19 protein-coding genes are annotated in these 17,984 nt (G+C 72.3%); 12 read left to right on the top strand and 7 right to left on the bottom strand.

Annotated elements, in window-relative coordinates:
• Nucleotides 1-31: 31 nt before the first annotated feature.
• A complete protein-coding gene (locus H7827_RS10360) occupies nucleotides 32-1,810 on the bottom strand; it encodes an acetyl/propionyl/methylcrotonyl-CoA carboxylase subunit alpha (protein WP_432744343.1) in 1,779 nt (592 codons plus the stop codon).
• Between the two features lie 362 nt (nucleotides 1,811-2,172).
• Here H7827_RS10360 and H7827_RS10355 point away from each other — a divergent pair, with 362 nt between their 5' ends.
• Nucleotides 2,173-2,631, top strand: coding sequence for a hypothetical protein (locus H7827_RS10355; RefSeq protein ID WP_200364938.1), 459 nt, complete (start codon nucleotides 2,173-2,175; stop codon nucleotides 2,629-2,631).
• On the opposite strand, the gene H7827_RS10350 is transcribed toward H7827_RS10355, so the two are convergent.
• Nucleotides 2,560-3,198: a Maf family protein gene (locus tag H7827_RS10350; RefSeq protein ID WP_432744340.1), complete on the bottom strand. Its 639-nt coding sequence runs from the start codon at nucleotides 3,196-3,198 to the stop codon at nucleotides 2,560-2,562. The genes H7827_RS10355 and H7827_RS10350 overlap by 72 nt on opposite strands.
• A 239-nt stretch (nucleotides 3,199-3,437) precedes the next feature.
• Here H7827_RS10350 and H7827_RS10345 point away from each other — a divergent pair, with 239 nt between their 5' ends.
• From H7827_RS10345 to H7827_RS10335, 3 genes are read left to right on the top strand one after another with little or no spacing between them, the layout of a single operon-like run.
• Nucleotides 3,438-4,301, top strand: a complete 864-nt coding sequence (locus H7827_RS10345) for a polyphosphate polymerase domain-containing protein (protein ID WP_432744338.1) — start codon at nucleotides 3,438-3,440, stop codon at nucleotides 4,299-4,301.
• Nucleotides 4,291-4,968 (top strand): DUF4956 domain-containing protein, encoded by a 678-nt coding sequence (locus H7827_RS10340; protein WP_390117608.1) that lies wholly within the window; start codon nucleotides 4,291-4,293, stop codon nucleotides 4,966-4,968. Before H7827_RS10345 ends, H7827_RS10340 begins: the two co-directional genes overlap by 11 nt.
• Nucleotides 4,968-6,740: a CotH kinase family protein gene (locus tag H7827_RS10335; protein ID WP_432744335.1), complete on the top strand. Its 1,773-nt coding sequence runs from the start codon at nucleotides 4,968-4,970 to the stop codon at nucleotides 6,738-6,740. Before H7827_RS10340 ends, H7827_RS10335 begins: the two co-directional genes overlap by 1 nt.
• Before the next feature lie 52 nt (nucleotides 6,741-6,792).
• On the opposite strand, the gene mmpB is transcribed toward H7827_RS10335, so the two are convergent.
• The 3 genes from mmpB to H7827_RS10320 all read right to left on the bottom strand — a co-directional run bounded on the left by mmpB (nucleotide 6,793) and on the right by H7827_RS10320 (nucleotide 8,893).
• Complete coding sequence (mmpB, locus tag H7827_RS10330; RefSeq protein ID WP_234389728.1) at nucleotides 6,793-6,936, bottom strand: morphogenic membrane protein MmpB; 144 nt, start codon at nucleotides 6,934-6,936, stop codon at nucleotides 6,793-6,795.
• An 89-nt stretch (nucleotides 6,937-7,025) separates the two neighbouring features.
• A complete protein-coding gene (locus H7827_RS10325) occupies nucleotides 7,026-7,235 on the bottom strand; it encodes an acyl-CoA carboxylase epsilon subunit (RefSeq protein WP_030728595.1) in 210 nt (69 codons plus the stop codon).
• A 59-nt stretch (nucleotides 7,236-7,294) separates the two neighbouring features.
• Nucleotides 7,295-8,893, bottom strand: a complete 1,599-nt coding sequence (locus H7827_RS10320) for an acyl-CoA carboxylase subunit beta (RefSeq protein ID WP_432747970.1) — start codon at nucleotides 8,891-8,893, stop codon at nucleotides 7,295-7,297.
• A 181-nt stretch (nucleotides 8,894-9,074) separates the two neighbouring features.
• On the opposite strand from H7827_RS10320, the gene H7827_RS10315 reads away from it, so the two are divergent.
• The 5 genes from H7827_RS10315 (at nucleotide 9,075) to hutH (ending at nucleotide 14,844) form a co-directional block, all read left to right on the top strand.
• On the top strand, nucleotides 9,075-9,932 hold the full coding sequence (locus H7827_RS10315; RefSeq protein ID WP_432744331.1) for a biotin--[acetyl-CoA-carboxylase] ligase: 858 nt from the start codon (nucleotides 9,075-9,077) through the stop codon (nucleotides 9,930-9,932).
• Nucleotides 9,933-10,092: 160 nt separating this feature from the next.
• On the top strand, nucleotides 10,093-11,160 hold the full coding sequence (locus tag H7827_RS10310; protein ID WP_432744329.1) for an adenylate/guanylate cyclase domain-containing protein: 1,068 nt from the start codon (nucleotides 10,093-10,095) through the stop codon (nucleotides 11,158-11,160).
• Entirely contained in the window at nucleotides 11,157-11,981 is an 825-nt protein-coding gene (locus tag H7827_RS10305; protein ID WP_432744327.1) for an enoyl-CoA hydratase/isomerase family protein, read from the top strand. Before H7827_RS10310 ends, H7827_RS10305 begins: the two co-directional genes overlap by 4 nt.
• A 69-nt stretch (nucleotides 11,982-12,050) precedes the next feature.
• Nucleotides 12,051-13,151 carry a diguanylate cyclase domain-containing protein gene (locus H7827_RS10300; protein WP_432744324.1) on the top strand — a complete coding sequence of 367 codons (1,101 nt, stop codon included), beginning with the start codon at nucleotides 12,051-12,053 and terminating at the stop codon, nucleotides 13,149-13,151.
• 124 nt (nucleotides 13,152-13,275) lie between these two features.
• Nucleotides 13,276-14,844 carry a histidine ammonia-lyase gene (gene hutH, locus H7827_RS10295; RefSeq protein ID WP_432747969.1) on the top strand — a complete coding sequence of 523 codons (1,569 nt, stop codon included), beginning with the start codon at nucleotides 13,276-13,278 and terminating at the stop codon, nucleotides 14,842-14,844.
• A 13-nt stretch (nucleotides 14,845-14,857) separates the two neighbouring features.
• Here hutH and H7827_RS10290 read toward each other — a convergent pair whose 3' ends face one another.
• Nucleotides 14,858-15,037 carry a hypothetical protein gene (locus H7827_RS10290; protein WP_030728578.1) on the bottom strand — a complete coding sequence of 60 codons (180 nt, stop codon included), beginning with the start codon at nucleotides 15,035-15,037 and terminating at the stop codon, nucleotides 14,858-14,860.
• 137 nt (nucleotides 15,038-15,174) lie between these two features.
• Here H7827_RS10290 and H7827_RS10285 point away from each other — a divergent pair, with 137 nt between their 5' ends.
• From H7827_RS10285 to H7827_RS10275, 3 genes are all read left to right on the top strand, one after another.
• Nucleotides 15,175-15,504, top strand: a complete 330-nt coding sequence (locus tag H7827_RS10285) for a hypothetical protein (RefSeq protein WP_030728576.1) — start codon at nucleotides 15,175-15,177, stop codon at nucleotides 15,502-15,504.
• Nucleotides 15,505-15,662: 158 nt separating this feature from the next.
• Nucleotides 15,663-16,925 carry a L,D-transpeptidase gene (locus tag H7827_RS10280; protein WP_030728573.1) on the top strand — a complete coding sequence of 421 codons (1,263 nt, stop codon included), beginning with the start codon at nucleotides 15,663-15,665 and terminating at the stop codon, nucleotides 16,923-16,925.
• Between the two features lie 81 nt (nucleotides 16,926-17,006).
• A complete protein-coding gene (locus tag H7827_RS10275; protein WP_030728570.1) occupies nucleotides 17,007-17,354 on the top strand; it encodes a helix-turn-helix domain-containing protein in 348 nt (115 codons plus the stop codon).
• 12 nt (nucleotides 17,355-17,366) lie between these two features.
• On the opposite strand, the gene H7827_RS10270 is transcribed toward H7827_RS10275, so the two are convergent.
• Nucleotides 17,367-17,984, bottom strand: coding sequence for a ClpP family protease (locus tag H7827_RS10270; protein ID WP_432744321.1), 618 nt, complete (start codon nucleotides 17,982-17,984; stop codon nucleotides 17,367-17,369).

The following is a 17,984-nucleotide window of genomic DNA, read 5'->3' as shown; positions in this document are numbered from 1 at the left end:
CGGAGGCGGCGCGCTGCCGCGCCGCCTCCGGTCAGTCCTTGATCAGGCAGATCGCCGCGCCGGACGACAGCGCGCCGCCGACCTCGGCCTTCAGGTCCGTGACGGTGCCGGCCCGGTGCGCGTTGATGGGCTGCTCCATCTTCATCGCCTCCAGCACCAGGATCAGCTCGCCCTCCGCGACCTGCTGACCCTCCTCCACCGCCACCTTCACCACGGTGCCCTGCATCGGCGACGCCAGCGTGTCACCCGAGGCCCCGCTCGCCGCCTTGCGGCCGGCCTTGCGCCGGGCCGGCTTCGCGCCGCCCGCCACCGCCGCCCGCGCCAGCGGCATCGCCAGCGTGGCGGGCAGCGACACCTCAAGACGCTTGCCGCCGACCTCGACGACGACCGTCTCGCGGGTGTCGGCCTCGTCCTCCGCCGTGGCGGCGGCACCGAAGGGCTCGATCGTGTTCTTGAACTCGGTCTCGATCCACCGGGTGTGCACCGTGAACGGCTCGCCCGCGTGCTCGGCCGACACCTCGGGGGCGAACGCCGGATCGACCACCACCGCCCGGTGGAACGGGATCGCGGTCGCCATCCCCTCCACCTGGAACTCCGCCAGCGCCCGCGCCGCACGCTGCAGCGCCTGCTGCCGCGTCGCACCGGTGACGATCAGCTTCGCCAGCAGCGAGTCCCACGCCGGACCGATGACGGAACCCGACTCGACCCCCGCGTCAAGACGGACACCGGGGCCGGTGGGCGCCACGAAGGTGGTGACCGTGCCCGGCGCCGGCAGGAAGTTGCGGCCCGGGTCCTCGCCGTTGATGCGGAACTCGAAGGAGTGCCCGCGCAGCTGAGGGTCCTCGTAGCCCAGCGCCTCGCCGTCCGCGATCCGGAACTGCTCGCGCACCAGGTCGATCCCGGTGACCTCCTCGGTCACCGGATGCTCCACCTGGAGCCGGGTGTTGACCTCAAGGAAGGAGATCGTGCCGTCCTGGCCCACCAGGAACTCACAGGTGCCGGCGCCCACATAGCCGGCCTCCTTGAGGATGGCCTTCGAGGCGCGGTACAGCTCGGCGTTCTGTGCCTCGCTCAGGAACGGGGCCGGGGCCTCCTCCACCAGCTTCTGGTGGCGGCGCTGGAGCGAGCAGTCACGGGTGGAGACCACGACCACATTGCCGTGGACATCCGCCAGGCACTGCGTCTCCACGTGCCGCGGACGGTCCAGGTAGCGCTCCACGAAGCACTCGCCGCGCCCGAAGGCGGCCAGCGCCTCACGCACCGCCGACTCGTACAGCTCCGGGACCTCCTCCAGCGTGCGGGCCACCTTCAGGCCGCGCCCGCCGCCGCCGAACGCCGCCTTGATCGCGATCGGCAGCCCGTGCTCCTTCGCGAAGGCCACCACCTCGTCCGCGCCGCCGACCGGGTCGGGGGTACCGGCCACCAGCGGGGCGCCGGCGCGCTGCGCGATGTGCCGCGCGGCGACCTTGTCGCCCAGGTCGCGGATGGCCGAGGGCGGCGGACCGATCCAGGTCAGCCCGGCGTCCAGCACCGCCTGCGCGAACTCGGCGTTCTCGGAGAGGAAGCCGTAGCCGGGGTGGATGGCGTCGGCGCCGGAGTCGGCGGCCGCCTTCAGCACCTTGTCGATGTCCAGATAGCTGGTGGCCGGGGTGTCACCACCCAGCGCGAACGCCTCGTCGGTGGCGCGTACATGGACGGCCTCCCGGTCCGGTTCGGCGTAGACGGCGACGCTGGCGATGCCGGCGTCCCGGCACGCCCGGGCGACGCGGACGGCGATTTCGCCGCGATTGGCGATGAGCACCTTACGCACGATGGCTCCCTCCTTGGAACAAGCCGAGTTTAGGTACTGACGACACCCCGCGCCGAGTCGCCCGGATGAGTGAGCTTTTCCGCACGGTGGGTGAGGGAGCGTGCTGTGAGGTGCCTGCTGCCCTGCGGTTCCACGGTACGCGGCCCGTGGGACACGGCCTTGAGCGGTGCTCGCGGGAGGCCGTGATGCGGTCCGGTGGGGCGCCCAGAGGCGTCGCTGTTGTGGAAACCCCATAAGCGCGGCCCGGATTCTTTTTCGGTACGGCCTTCGCCCGCGCCCGCCGGGCGCCGGCGTTCCGCGGGGGGTTGCCGCCCCCGATACCCGGCAGTAGCGTGCGCTGCGTGAACCGGGGAAGACGAAGCGTGGCGGCCGTCACGGCGGCCGCGGTGATCACCGGCGCGGCGGCGCTCGGGGCGCTGCACTGGATTCTCGGTGTTGTCGTGGATCGACAGCGCATGTCCCTGGCAGGCGTGTCGCCCACCACCATGACGGTGTCGACCTGGACGACGGGTGCCCTGCTCGCCGTCTTCCTGGTGCTGTGCGCGGCGGCGCTGGCCCGTACGGCCGTCACCGATCGGCCGCCCGGCCGGTGGCGGCGGGTGGCCCTGATCAGTTGCGCGGTGCTGCACGCCGTGCTCGGCGCGCTGTCGGCCGCGCTGCTGGGCTGGTGGGTGTTCACCGCCGTCATGACCGTGTTCGGCCTGGTGGTGCTCACGCTCACGATGTACCCGCCCGTGGCGCCCGCCGTCTCATCGCTGGTCCCACAACTCGGTGACGGAGACGCCGAGACGGCCGAGCAGCGTCCGCAGCAGGGGCATTGACAGGCCGATCACATTGCCCGGGTCGCCGTCGATGCCGTCGATGAACGGCGCCGAGCGGCCCTGGAGCGTGAACGCGCCCGCCACGTGCAGCGGTTCACCGGTGGCGACATAGGCGGCGATCTCCGCGTCGTCGGGGTCCGCGAACCGTACGGTGGTCGCCGCCACCCCCGACTCGGCCCGACCGGTGGCGGTGTCGATCACCCGGTGCCCGGTGAGCAGCACCCCGGACCGGCCGCGCATCGACTTCCAGCGGCTGACGGCCTCTTCGGCGGAGGCCGGCTTGCCCAGCGCCTCCCCGTCCAGTTCGAGGACGGAGTCACAGCCGATCACCAGCGCCCCGGCCACCTCCGGCAGGGCCGCCACCGCCCCCGCCTTGGCCTCGGCCAGCACCTGGGCCAGCGCGCGCGGGCTCGCGGCGCTCAGCGCCTCCTCGTCCACGCCGCTGACGATCACCTCGGGGGTGAACCCGGCCTGCCGCAGCAGGGCGAGCCGGGCCGGTGACTGCGAGGCGAGCACCAGCCGGCGGCGGCCGGTGGCGTGGGAGGCGAGGTGGGGCGTGTGGTCCATGCCGGTCAGCGTATCCAGCGCGGACGGCGGCCAAGCCTGCCCTACCCGGAAGGGCACCCCGGGCGCCCCGGCTCGGACGCCCGGCGGCTTCGCCGTGGAGTGCGCCGGGGTGCTCGGGGAGTTTCCCGCGCGTTCCCGTTCATCTGAACGCTTCAGCTCGTTCATAGGCGGTTCTTACGCGGTTCTCATCTTCGCCTTGTTGGTTGGCGTTTCGAAGCCGATCGAACGAAGGGAACGGGATGGCCGCCGATGACGACGACGCAGCCGGACTCACCCGGGGCGTGGCCAGCAGGCTGCACGCGTTCAACCGCTACGAGATCAAATATCTGGTGGCGAACGAGGACGTACCCGCGATCCGCGAGGAACTGGCGCGCCGCATGGACCGGGACGAGCACTGCCCGCCCGGCGGATACGGAGTGTGGAGTCTCTACTACGACACCCCGGCGCTCCGCTTCTACTGGGAGAAGATCGAGGGCCTGAAGTTCCGCCGCAAACTGCGGATACGGCACTACGGCGACCTCGGCGCGATCACCGACGACAGCCCGGTTTTCGTGGAGATCAAACAGCGCGTCAACCGGGTCACCCAGAAGCGTCGGGTGCGCATGCCGTACGACGGCGCGCGGGCGCTGTGCGACCGGCGCGAGCTGGTGGACAGCGGCCCCTTCGGCAACGAGGTGCTCGACCTCATCGTCCGGCTCGACCTGCGGCCCACCGTCATCACCGGCTATCAGCGCGAGGCGCTCAAGGGGCGCGACCAGGATGTCGGCCTGCGGGTGACCTTCGACAGCCGGGTGCGGGGGCGCGACCGCGACTTCCACCTCGGTACCCCGGCGGAGAACCGTTACATCATCCCGCCCCGGCTGACCGTGATGGAGGTCAAGGTCAACGAGCGCGTCCCGTACTGGATCACCGATCTGATGGCCCGTCGCAGCCTGAGCGTGGTCCGCGTCTCCAAGTACGTCCAGAGCGTGGAGGCGCACGGCAAGGCCCCGCGCTCCGTCTTCCACGTCCGGGAGGAAGCCCTCCCGGAAACCCCGGCCGCCCCGGCCACCACGGAAACCCCCACCACCGTTCTCGCGAAGGAAAACGCCCGTGTTCTCTGAACTCCAGGATCTCAGCGGAACGTTCAGCGTCGCTGACATCGTGCTCTCGCTGGTGATCTCCTTCGCCCTGAGCATGATGGTCGGCTACGTCTACCGCGCCACCCACCGCAATGTCTCCTACAGCCAGTCGTATGTGCAGACGCTGGTGATCATCGGGGTCATCGTGGCGATGATCCTGCTCGTGGTCGGCTCCAACCTGGCCCGGGCGTTCTCGCTGGTGGGCGCGTTGTCGGTGGTGCGGTTCCGCAACGCCATCAAGGAAACCAGGGACGTGGGCTTCATCTTCCTGGTGATGGGCCTGGGCATGGCCTGCGGCGCCCGCTTCTACGCGCTGGCGATCATCGCCGGCATCACCATCTGCGTGATCATCCTGGTGATGCACAAGTTCAACATGTTCCAGCTGAACGTGCAGCGCCAGGTCGTCAAGGTGCAGGTGCCGGCCGGTGAGGACTACACCCAGGTCATCCAGGACGTTCTGATCGACTTCACCAACGAGTTCGAGCTGGTCAGCACGGAATCGATACGCGGCGGGGCACTCACCGAGGTCTTCTACACCGTCCGGCTGAAGAAGGGCCGCGAACCCGGCGCGCTGGTCGAGGCGTTGCGCGAGCGCACCATGGGCCAGCGGGTGACCGTCCTGACCGGCTACGACCAGACGGACCTGTGATGACGGCCCGGCTCGTACACCGGCTGCCGGTGCCGCTGCGGCAGCACTGGAAGCCGATGGCCGCGCTGGTGGTGGCCCTGACGGTGCTGTTGCTGGCCTTCGGAGACACCCGCGTCTCGGCGATGGTCACCAGCGCCGCCAGCAACGACGGCGAGCAGATCACCCAGAACATCGAGGGGATCACCGACCTCTACGACAGCGGGGAGAGCCACACGGTGTCCCTGGAGTACGACGAGGCCGACTACCAGCGGCTGATCACCGCCTACGAGGAGGACGGCGACAAGGAGTGGATGGAGGCCGATCTCACCATCGACGGCACGTTCATCGAATCCGTCGGCGTCCGGCTCAAGGGCAACTCCACCCTCAGCAGCCTGCGCGCCGGGAGCATGGGTGACTACGGAGGCATGCGCATCGTCGGCCCGGACGGCGAGGAGATCGACCTGGAGGGCTTCGAACTGCCCGAGGAGGCGGAGGAAACCGGTGAGGGCGGCCGTGCGATGGGCGCCGGGATGAACATGCCCGAGCTCTCCGCCGACGAGCCCGAGAACCTGCCCTGGCTGATCAAGATCGACCAGTACATCGAGGGCCGCGCCTACCAGGGCCACACCGAGATCTCGGTGCGGCCGGGCACCGAGGACACCACGCCGCTGAACGAGGCCCTCATGCTGTCGCTGATGGACTCCTCGGGGCAGGTGGCGGAGCGGTACGCGTTCTCCTCCTTCACCGTCAACAACCGCCCCACCGCCACCCGGTTGCTGGTGGAGAACCCCAGCACCGGCTACGCCACCGAGCAGATCGACGGCAACGGGGTGCTCTACAAGGCGCGGGCCTCCTCCAGCTTCAGCTACGTGGGGGACGACCCGACCGACTACAAGGACCAGTTCAAGCAGATCACCAAGAAGGGCAGCCAGGACCTCCAGCCGGTGATGAACCTGATCAAGTGGGCGGAGGAGGCCACCGACGAGGAGTTCGCGGCAGAACTGGGCGACTGGGTCGACCTCGACTCGTTCGCGGCCTACGTGGCCACCCAGAACCTGCTCATGAACTTCGACGACATGAGCGGCCCGGGGCAGAACTACCTGCTCTGGTACGACCTGGACACCAAGAAGTTCTCGGTGCTGGGCTGGGACTTCAACCTGTCGCTGAGCGGGGACGCCACGGCGGGGCCGCACGACCAGTCCTCGATGGGCGGGCCCGCGATGGGCACGCTGCCGGAGGGGGCCGAGATCCCGGACGGTGCCGGGGAGGGCACGCAGGACACGCTCCCCGAGGGCGGGTTCCCGGAGGGCTTCCCCGAGGACGGCGCGTTCCCCGACGGCGCCCTGCCCGAGGGGCTCCCCGAGGACGGCACGGCCGCGGGCGGCACGGGCCCCGGCGGTGGCGGCCGGATGCCACCGGGCGGTGGCCAGGGCGGCGGTCCCGGCGGTGGCCAGGACGGCGGTCAGGACGGCGGGCCACGGCTCATCGGCCCGGACGGTGAGGAGATCGACCTGGGCAGCGCCGGCGAGATGCGGGGCATGGGCGGCAACACGCTCAAGGAACGCTTCCTGGAGCTGGACGCCTTCGAGGATGTCTACCTCGACGCCTACCGCGACCTGTACCAGCAGTGGTTCGCCTCCGGCAGCGCGCTGGAGGCCCTGGACGCGGTGCTGGAGGCGGCCGAGACCAACGGCGCCGACATGGACGCGCTCGCGGTCACGGCCGACCAGCTGCGCACTACGCTCACCGAGCGGGCGGCCGCACTGGCCGCCGACGAGACGGTCGGCGGCTGAGCCCCCGCCGCCGGCCCCGCTGCCGCAGCCGCCGCCCCGGCTCCCCGCCTCATCAGGTCGGCGGCTGCGACAGCATCACCAAAGACGTGCTGATCAGCCCGGCCAGGGCGATCACCCATCCCACCCGGCGCAGCATGGCGCGGGTGGTCCGGGCCTCCCGGGACGGCTCCTGACGGCGCAAGTCGGACCACAGCATCCTTCGATGGTCCCGCGCCGCGGGGGCCGTCCGCCTGAGTACGCGTACTCAACCTGGCGGGAGACTTTCGGCCGCCGTCGTCCGGGCGGTCAGTACCCCCGGTACCCGGCCTGCCACGCGCCGGGTCCCGGCGGCGGCAGCGGGCGCCGTACGGCCCCGCCCCGGGCCGCCCAGCCGCCCGGCGCCGGCGCCTCGGCGCCCTTGGTGCCCGCCGCGGCGGCGACCCGTGCCCGCACCACCGCCACGGCCGCGGCCAGTTCCTCCGGCGTCGGGTTCCCCCGGACCACCCGGATCATCATGGGCTGCTCCCTGTCGTCGTCCTCGTGACGGACCTCGTGACGTACCTCGTGGCGGCGGTTCAGAGCGGGATGTTGCCGTGCTTCTTCGGCGGCAACTGCTCGCGCTTGGTGCGCAGCGCCCGCAGCCCCCGCACGATGTGCCGGCGGGTGTCGGCCGGCATGATCACCGCGTCCACGTAGCCGCGTTCGGCGGCGGCGTACGGGTTGAGCAGCGTCTCCTCGTATTCGGCGGTCAGCCGGGCCCGTTCGCTCTCGCGCTCGGCCGGGTCCTCCAGCGCGGCGAGGGTGCGCCGGTACAGGATGTTCACCGCGCCCTGCGCGCCCATGACGGCCACCTGCGCGGTGGGCCAGGCCAGATTGAGGTCCGCGCCCAGATGCTTGGAGCCCATCACGTCGTAGGCGCCGCCGAACGCCTTGCGGGTGATCACGGTGATCAGCGGAACGGTCGCCTCGGCGTAGGCGTAGATCAGCTTGGCGCCGCGCCGGATGATGCCGCCGTACTCCTGGTCGGTGCCGGGCAGGAAGCCGGGGACATCCACGAAGGTCAGCACCGGGATGTTGAACGCGTCGCAGGTGCGCACGAAGCGGGCGGCCTTCTCCGAGGCGTTGATGTCCAGGCAGCCGGCGAACTGGAGGGGCTGGTTGGCGACCACGCCCACCGAACGGCCCTCGACCCGGCCGAAGCCGGTGACGATGTTCGGCGCGAACAGCGGCTGCGTCTCCAGGAACTCCCGGTCGTCCAGCACGCCTTCGATGACCTGGTGCATGTCGTAGGGCTGGTTGGCGGAGTCCGGGACGAGGGTGTTGAGCTGCCGGTCCTCCTCGTCAGGCTCCAGGTCGGCCTCCTCCTCGGGGAAGGCGGGCGGCTCGGAGAGGTTGTTGGAGGGCAGGTAGGACAGCAGCGCCTTGACGTACTCGATGGCGTCCTTCTCGTCGCCCGCCAGATGGTGCGCGACGCCGGAGACGGCGTTGTGGGTACGGGCCCCGCCCAGCTCCTCGAAGCCCACGTCCTCGCCGGTGACGGTCTTGATCACATCGGGCCCGGTGATGAACATGTGGGACGTCTGATCGACCATCACCGTGAAGTCGGTGATCGCGGGGGAGTAGACGGCGCCGCCCGCGCACGGGCCCAGGATGAGCGAGATCTGCGGGACCACGCCCGAGGCGTGCACATTGCGGCGGAAGATCTCGGCGAACAGGCCGAGCGCGGTCACGCCCTCCTGAATCCGGGCCCCGCCCCCGTCGTTGATGCCGATGATCGGGCAGCCGGTCTTCATCGCCCAGTCCATGACCTTGACGATCTTCTCGCCGTACACCTCGCCGAGCGAGCCGCCGAAGACGGTGAAGTCCTGGGAGTAGACGGCGACCGGGCGGCCGTCGACCGTTCCGTAGCCGGTGACGACCCCGTCCCCGTACGGGCGGTTGCGCTCGATGCCGAAGGAGGTGGAGCGGTGCCGGGCGAACTCGTCCAGCTCGGTGAACGAGCCCTCGTCCAGCAGCGCCAGCACCCGCTCGCGCGCGGTGCCCTTGCCCTTCGCGTGCTGCCGGGCCACCGCCCGGTCCGAGCCGGCCCGCACCGCCTCGGCCGCTCGCAGCCGGAAGTCCTCGATCTTGCCCGCCGTCGTATGGAGGTCGGGGGCGGTTTCCTGCGGCGACAGTTCGGGCACGGTACGCGGCTCCTACTCGTCCTCGGGTGGGCTACCGGAAAGTAGCCTAACCAGCGGCGGGCCGACCGGCCGGTGCGGCGTGGATCACAACGCGAACCGGCCAAAGATCGGCCGACCCCGGCGAACGGACGGCGACCGGCCCGCGCCCCGGCGACCACCTAGGGTGACCCCCATGACCCCTCCCCCCGGCCGCTGGTCCGACCTCGACCGCCCGCCGCTGAACGCCCGGGCCCTGCGCACCGCCCTGGTGCGGCCCGGCAGTCTGTGGACCGACCTCACGGTCGTCGAGTCCACCGGTTCCACCAACGCCGACCTGGCCGCCGCCGCGGCCTCCGGCGACGCCGCGCCCGGCACCGTACGGGTGGCGGAGGAGCAGGTGCGCGGGCGCGGCCGGCTGGACCGGCAGTGGAGTGCCCCGGCCCGCTCCGGCCTGTTCTGCTCGGTGCTGCTCGCTCCCGGCCCCGAGGTGCCCGCCGAACGCTGGGGCTGGCTGCCGCTGCTGGCCGGCGTCGCCGCCGTCACCGCGCTCACCCCGGTCACCGAGGTCGCGACCGCGCTGAAATGGCCCAACGATCTGCTGGTGCCGGTGGACGGGGAGGAGCGCAAGCTCGGCGGCATCCTCGCCGAACGGGTGACCCTGGCCGACGGCACACCGGCCGTCGTCCTGGGCATGGGGATCAATGTGTCGCTGCGCGCCGAGGAACTGCCGGTGCCCACCGCCGGTTCGCTGCTGCTGGCCGGGGCGGCCACCACGGATCGCGATCCCCTGCTGCGCGCCGTCCTGCGCTCCCTGGCCGAGTGGTACGGCCGCTGGACGGTGGCGGGCGGGGACGCGAGCGCCGGCGGACTGCTCCCGGCGTACGCGGCCTGCTGCGCGACCCTCGGCCGCAGCGTGCGCGCCCTGCTGCCGGGCGGCGCCGAGGTACGCGGCGAGGCCGTGGCGGTGGACGGCACGGGCCGGCTGGTGATCGCCGACGCCGAGGGCGTACAGCGCCCGGTGGACGCGGCCGACATCGTGCACCTGCGGTGATTGCCCGGCAACGCCCCGCGTGACTTAGGGCACACCTGCCGTAGGGTTGTGCGATGGACACCACGCGATGGGCGTGAACGAGCAGGAACGGTAGGGCGGCGGCAAGTGCGCAGCGGAGGTAACCCCACCCCGGTGGCGTTCGCGTGGGCGAGGGCGGGCAGTGGCCGTGGCTGATGCGGAGGAAACCCCGCCCGATGAGACCGGTGACGATACCATCGCGCTGCGCATCGAACAGCTGATCATCGGGTCCGAACGGCAGTACACCCCCTTCCAGGCGGCGCGCGCCGCCGGCGTCTCGCTCGACCTGGGCACCCGCTTCTGGCGGGCGATGGGCTTCCCCGACGTGGGACAGGCGAAGGTCCTCACCGAGGCGGACGTGCTCGCGCTGCGGCGCCTGGGCGGTCTGGTCGAGGCCGGACTGCTGAGCGAGCCGATGGCGATCCAGGTGGCCCGGTCCACCGGGCAGACCACGGCGCGGCTGGCGGACTGGCAGATCGACTCCTTCCTGGAGGGCCTGATCGAGCCCCCAGAGCCGGGCATGACCCGCACCGAGGTGGCGTACCCGCTGGTGGAGCTGCTGCTGCCGGAGCTCGAAGAGTTCCTGGTGTACGTGTGGCGGCGACAGTTGGCGGCGGCCACCGGGCGGGTGGTGCAGGCCCAGGACGACGCGGAGATGGTGGACCGGCGGCTCGCGGTGGGCTTCGCGGACCTGGTGGGCTTCACCCGGCTGACCCGGCGCCTGGAGGAAGAGGAACTCGGCGAACTGGTGGAGGCCTTCGAGACCACCGCCGCCGACCAGGTCGCCGCCCAGGGCGGGCGGCTGATCAAGACGCTGGGCGACGAGGTGCTGTTCGCGGCGGACGACGCGGGCACCGCCGCCGACATCGGGCTGCGGCTGGTGGAGACCCTGGGCGATGACCCGATGATGCCGGAGCTGCGGGTGGGGATCGCGTTCGGCACGGTCACGACCCGGATGGGCGATGTCTTCGGCAACACCGTGAACCTGGCGAGCCGGCTCACCTCGATAGCGCCGAAGGACATGGTGCTGGTGGACGGCGCGCTGCGCGACGAACTCACCTCGGCCGGTCTGGCGCCGGAGTCGGAGAAGGCGGTCGGCGGGCGGGACGGGCGCGGGTACCGGTTCGCGCTCCAGCCGCTGTACCAGCGGCCCGTGCGCGGCCTGGGGATAGTGGAACCGTGGCTGTTGTCGAGAAGGGGCGGGGAGTGAGCGACGGCGTGAGCACGGGCGAGGAACGCTTCGGGGAGTGGGTCGCCGTCCGGCGGGACGCGGACAGCGGGGTGGCGGAGCTGGTCCTGGACCGGGTGCCGGCGATGAACGCCGTCTCCTCGGCCATGGCGCGCGGCATCGCCGAGGCATGCGCCGCCCTGGCCGCGGCACCGGCCCGGGAGGTACGGGCGGTGGTGCTCAGCTCGACGCACGAGCGGGCGTTCTGCGTCGGCGCGGACCTCAAGGAGCGCAACGGCTTCACCGACGCCGACCTCGGCCGGCAGCGGCCGGTGGCGCGGGCGGCGTACGGCGGGGTGCTGAACCTCCCGATGCCGGTGATCGCGGCCGTGCACGGCTACGCGCTGGGCGGCGGCTTCGAACTGGCCCTGTCCTGCGACGTGATCGTGGCCGACCCGACGGCGGTGGTCGGGCTGCCGGAGGTGACGGTCGGCGTGATCCCCGGCGGTGGCGGCACCCAGCTGCTGCCGCGCCGGGTGGGCGCGGCCCGGGCGGCCGAACTGATCTTCACCGGCCGCCGGGTGGCGGCGGACGAGGCGCTGGCTCTGGGCCTGATCGACGTGGCGGCGGAGCGCGGCGAGGACCGTACCCGGGCGCTGGAGCTGGCGGCGGGCATCGCGGCCAACTCGCCGGTGGGCCTGCGCGCGGCCAAGCGCGCCCTGCGCACCGGGCACGGCCTGGACCTCGCCACGGGCATGGAGGTGGAGGACGCGGCCTGGCGCACGGTGGCCTTCTCCGCCGACCGGGCCGAGGGCGTGGCGGCCTTCAACGACAAGCGCCGCCCCGCCTGGCCGGGGGAGTAGCCGCTCCCGCCGCCCGATGGGCGGATCATCGCCGGGCGGGCCCGATCCGCCCCGCTTAGCCTGGGGCGCATGGAGGCTTCCGGGGTGCGGGCCGTCGCGGCACTGGTGGCCGGGATGGCCCAGGCGACGCGGCTGCCCGAGGTCGCGCGGGCGGCGGCCGAGGGCGCCCGGCTGGCGCTGGACGGGTCGTTCGCCGCGCTGTCCGTGTGGGAGCGCGAGCGCGGCCGGCTGCGGGTGCTGGTCAACACCGGGCGGCTGGTGGCCGGCGAGGAGGAGTACCCGGCCGACGAGTCCTACGCCGTCCACGACTTTCCGGAGATCGCGCTGGCCTCGCCGCGCGAACCGCGGGCCTGGGTGGAGCGGGCGGACGGGCCCCGGCGCGGGGCCGCGCTGCGCCGCCAGGGGCGGGGCTGCTGCGTGGCCGCGCCGCTCGTGCTGGCCGACCGGGCGTGGGGCGAGCTGTACGTGGCGCGGGACCTGGGCGCCCCCGTCTTCTCGCCCTCGGACGCCGAGTTCGCGGCGGTCCTCGCCTCCGTCACGGCCACCGGCCTGGCCCAGTACGAGCGCCTGGAGAGGGTGCGGCGGCTGGCGTTCACCGATCCGCTGACCGGTCTCGGCAACCGCCGCGCGGTGGACGAGCGGCTGGCGCGGGCGGTGGCCGCGCACCGGGCGACGGGCGAGCCCCTGGTGCTGGTGGTGTGCGACGTCAACGGTCTCAAGCAGGTGAACGACACCTATGGGCACGCCGCCGGGGACCGGCTGCTGGAACGGTTCGGCCGGCTCCTGTCGCTGTGCGCCGCGGCCTTCCCCGGGGCGCTGGCGGCCCGGCTCGGCGGCGACGAGTTCGCGCTCGTCGTCACCGGGCATCCGGACGCCGAGGTGGAGCGCGCCGTGGCCGGGATGTGCCGCGGCGCCGCGGATCTCGCGCTGGGGGAGGGGGTGGCCTGCGGGATCGCGGGCACGGGCGAGGGCATCGGGCCGCCCCCGACCGCACGCCGGCTGTTCCGGCTGGCGGACGCCGCCCAGTACCGGGCCAAGGCCGCGCACGCGCCGGGCCCGGTGGTGGCGGGCCGGGGCGAGGAGGGCCGGGCGGCGCTGCGGATGGCCGACGCCCCGCCGCCGGCCGCGCCGGGGGAGCCGGAACGCCGCAGTTTCCGGGGCCGGGAGTGACGGCGGGCGCGGCGGGGCGGCCGTCACCGTCCGTGCCCGTATCGGGGTCCGTGTCCGCACATCCGCTGTGCCACCCCCTTCGTGACGATTATCGATTCACTTCGTAGGCTCTGTGAATATGGCTATGCATCCCATCGTGGTCGACCCCTCGGGCACCACCCCCGCCGACGTCCTCGCCGTCGCCCGGCACGACGCCCGCGTCGAACTGTCCACCGCCACCCGTACCGCGATGGCCGCCGCCCGCGCCGCCGTGGAGGACCTCGCGGCCCGCCCCGAGCCGGTCTACGGCGTCTCCACCGGCTTCGGCGCCCTCGCCGTACGCCACATCAGCCCCGAGCTGCGTGCCCGCCTCCAGCGCAACATCGTCCGCTCGCACGCCGCCGGCATGGGCCCGCGGGTGGAGCGCGAGGTCGTCCGGGCGCTGATGTTCCTGCGGCTGAAGACCCTGGCCTCCGGCCACACCGGGGTGCGGCCCGAGGTCGCCGAGACCATGGCCGCGGTGCTGAACGCCGGCATCACCCCCCTCGTTCACGAGTACGGTTCGCTCGGCTGCTCCGGCGACCTGGCCCCCCTGTCGCACTGCGCGCTCACCCTCATCGGGGAGGGCGAGGCCGAGGGCCCCGACGGCCGGGTCCGCCCCGCCGCCGACCTCCTCGCCGAGCACGGCATCACCCCGCTCACCCTGCGCGAGAAGGAAGGGCTCGCGCTGCTGAACGGCACCGACGGCATGCTCGGCATGCTGCTGATGGCCTGCGCCGACCTCGCCGCGCTGTTCACCGCCGCCGACGTCACCGCGGCCCTCACCCTGGAAGCGCTGCTGGGCACCGACCGGGTGCTCGCCCCCGAACTGCACGCGATCCGCCCGCACCCCGGCCAGGCCGTCAGCGCCGCCAACATGGCGCGCGTGCTGGCCGGCTCGGGACTGACCGGACACCACCAGGACGACGCCCCGCGCGTGCAGGACGCGTACTCGGTGCGCTGCGCCCCGCAGGTCAACGGCGCGGGCCGGGACACCCTCGCGCACGCCCGGCAGGTCGCCGAGCGCGAACTGGCCGCCGCTGTCGACAATCCGGTGGTCGTACCGGCGGCCGGTGGCCGTCCGGCCCGCGTCGAGTCCAACGGCAACTTCCACGGCGCCCCGCTCGGCTACGTCCTGGACTTCCTCGCCATCGCCGTCGCCGATCTCGCCTCCATCACCGAACGCCGCACCGACCGGCTGCTGGACAAGAACCGCTCCCACGGCCTGCCGCCCTTCCTGGCCGGCGACGCCGGGGTGGACTCCGGGCTGATGATCGCCCAGTACACGCAGGCGGCCCTGGTCAGCGAACTGAAGCGGCTCGCCGTCCCCTCCTCGGTGGACTCGATCCCGTCCTCCGCGATGCAGGAGGACCACGTCTCCATGGGCTGGTCGGCGGCGCGCAAGCTGCGCACGGCGGTGGCCGGGCTCACCCGCGTGATCGCGGTGGAGCTGTGCGCGGCCACCCGTGCCCTGGAACTGCGCGAAGGGCTGTCCGCGCAGGGGCTGCGCCCCGGGCCCGCCGCCCGCGCCGTCGTCGAGGCGGTACGGGCGGCCGGAGTGGGCGGGGCCGGGGAGGACCGCTACCTGGCGCCCGACCTGGCGGCGGCCGAGGCGTTCGTACGGGACGGCGCCCTGGTGAGCGCCGCCGAGACGGTGGCCGGACCGCTGGGCTGACCGGCGCCGTGCGTCAGTGCTCCTCGGCGGGCACCTGATGCTCGCTGACGGCGTCATTGCCCACCGCGTCCTCGCCGGCGGCGTCGTTCCCGGCGTGCGCGGTGGGCATCAGCCAGACCAGGCCCAGCACGGCGGCTGCGACGATGCCGGTGAGCAGGGGCGGGGTGTTGGGGGTAGCACGGTGCTCGGCCACGGGGGGCTCCTGGGGGGCGGGGCGGGGAGAGCGGGGTGGGGGGTGACGCGGTGGCTGGGGTGGTGCCAAGGGCGATGTTAGGGGCCCATGCGGGTCGCGGGGAAGGGCTGTCCGAGGGGCCGGTTACTCTCCGTGTCATGAGTAGCAGCGAGGAAATGCGCCCGGTCACGGCCGAGGCGGCACAGCACGTACGCGTCCGGGTGGAAATGGTGCTGGAGCTGACGGACGCGGACGAGGTGATCCGGGCCGCCTGGGCGCGGATCCACGAGGACGACCTGATGCCCGACGAGGAGCGGCGGCAGGCGGCGGACGCGGTGGCGCAGGACCCGGCCGAGGCGATCGCCTACCTCCTGGACCCCGTCGATCTGGTGACCGAGGTGCCGGGGATCGAGCTGGCGCAGGCTTCGTGGAGCAGTGAGCTGGCGGAGTACGATCCGGAGGAGACGTGGGACAGTGACGACGAATAGGACAAAGTTTCCCTAAAAGGGGGAACGCTTCGAACGCCGCCCACGTTGTCACGCAGGACGCCGGGACGAAACGTCCCATGCGTGTCCGAATACCCGCAACGCAACGCCGCCAGGGCGAGTGCCGCAAGGGTGCCCCGGCGGGGATGGAGTGGCTGACGATGAGGGACGGCATGCGGCGCAGGGGCGCCGCCGGTGTGGCGGTGCTGCTGTCCGGAATGCTCACGCTGGGGGCCTGCAGCCTCAGCGGTGGCAGTGGGGACAGCGACGCCAAGGGCGCCGATCCGACGGCCTCGCAGAGCGCCTCCGACGCGGCGCAGGCCGCCGACACCTCCGCGGCACAGATCTCCATCACCCCGGGTGACATGGCGGACAACGTCGCCATCACGGACGGTGTATCCGTCAGTGTGACGGACGGCACGCTCGACACCGTCACCATGAAGGCCACCGACAGCGGCACCGAGGTGGCCGGCACCATATCCGCCGACGGCACCGGCTGGACCCCGGACGGGCAGCTCTCGCGGGCCACCCGCTACGAGCTGGCCGTCCGGGCCAGCGACAGCGAGGGCCGCCAGGCCCACCAGAACGCCACCTTCACCACCATCTCCCCGGACAACAGCTTCATCGGGAACTTCACCCCCGAGGACGGCTCCACGGTGGGCGTCGGCATGCCCGTCTCGCTGAACTTCGACAAGGAGATCACCAACAAGGCGGCCGTCGAGCGGGCCGTGGAGATCAACACCAGCAGCGGCCAGGACGTGGTCGGCCACTGGTTCGGCGACAAGCGCCTGGACTTCCGCCCCCAGAACTACTGGGAGGCCGGCACGCACGTCACCGTGACCCTGGACTTCAACGGCCTGGAGGCCGCCCCGGGCATCACCGGCGTCCAGGACCGCACGTTCAGCTTCGACGTCGGCCGCTCGCAGATCAGCACGGTGGACGCCGCGACCCACCAGATGACGGTCGTGCGCGACGGCAGGACCCTCAAGACGGTGCCGATCTCCTCGGGCAGCGACGAGAACCCCACCTACAACGGCGCGATGGTGATCTCCGAGAAGTACGACGAGACCCGCATGAACGGCGCCACCGTCGGCTTCACCGACAGCGACGGCAAGGGTGAGTACGACATCCCCGACGTGCCGCACGCCATGCGCCTGTCGAACTCCGGCACCTTCATCCACGGCAACTACTGGAGCTCCACCGACATCTTCGGCACCACCAACACCAGCCACGGCTGCGTCGGCCTGGCGGACGCCCAGGGCGCCGACGACCCCGGCACCGACGGTGCCTGGTTCTACGAGCAGTCCCTGCTGGGCGACGTGGTCGTCGTGGTCAACTCCCCCGACCAGACCATCCAGCCCGACAACGGCCTCAACGGCTGGAACATGGACTGGAACCAGTGGGTGGCCGGATCCGCCCTCTAAAGGCCCGCGGCGGGGCGGATTTCGCGCCGGGCGGACGCCCGCGGGGGTGTCCGCCCGGCGCCCGCCTCCTACGCTGAGGAGATGACCAGCGACCCGTATCAACCGGCCCGCGAGCCCCTGCTGCGGCATCTGATCGGTGATGTGCTGCGCCGGGAGCGGCAGGCACAGGAACGCACCCTCAAGGACGTGGCCGACGCCGCCCGGATCTCCATGCCGTACCTCTCCGAGCTGGAACGCGGCCGCAAGGAAGCCTCCTCCGAGGTGCTCGCCGCCGCCGCGGGCGCGCTCGGCCTCACCCTCGCCGACCTCCTCGCCCTGGCCCACCGCGAACTCGCCGGGCCACCACGGATCGCCTCGGTCACCTCACTGACGAGCCGCCGGAACATCCACGCCCACCGCAACGGCGAGGCGCTGCTGCTGGCCGCCTGACGGCGCGCACCCTCAGGTGCTCAGCGACATCGGCGGCACCGCCCGCCGGCTGAGCACCTGATCGGCCAGCCCGTACGTCACGGCCTCGTGCGCCGTGAACACCCGGTCACGGTCCATGTCCGCCCGCAGGGCCGCCACGTCGTGCCCGGTGTGGCGGGCCAGCACCTCTTCCACCTGGGAGCGGACCCGCAGCATCTCCTTGGCCTCCAGGCTCAGATCGGAGATCATCCCCTGCCGCCCGCCACTGGCCGGCTGCCCCAGCAGCACCCGCGCGTGCTCCAGCACCACCCGCCGCCCCGGCTCCCCGCCCGCCAGCAGCACGGCCGCCGTGGACGCGGCCTGCCCCACGCAGAACGTGGAGACCGGGGCGGTCACGAAGCTCATGGTGTCGTAGATCGCCATCAGCGAAGTGAACGAGCCGCCGGGCGAGTTGATGTACAGCGAGATCTCCTGCTCCGGGGCCTCCGCCTCCAGATGGAACAGCTGCGCGATGACGACGTTGGCGACGCCGTCGTCGATCTCGGTGCCCAGGAAGATCACCCGCTCGGACAGCAGCCGGCTGTAGACGTCGTACGCCCGCTCCCCGTTCGGGGTGCGCTCGACGACGGTCGGAATCGTGTACTGGCCCAT

The sequence above is a fragment of the Streptomyces sp. JH002 genome, assembly GCF_050916115.1.
Taxonomy (GTDB): Bacteria; Actinomycetota; Actinomycetes; order Streptomycetales; family Streptomycetaceae; genus Streptomyces; species Streptomyces xiamenensis.
The sequence above is the reverse complement of the archived record's forward strand: the minus strand, read 5'-3'. Positions and strand labels throughout refer to the sequence as shown.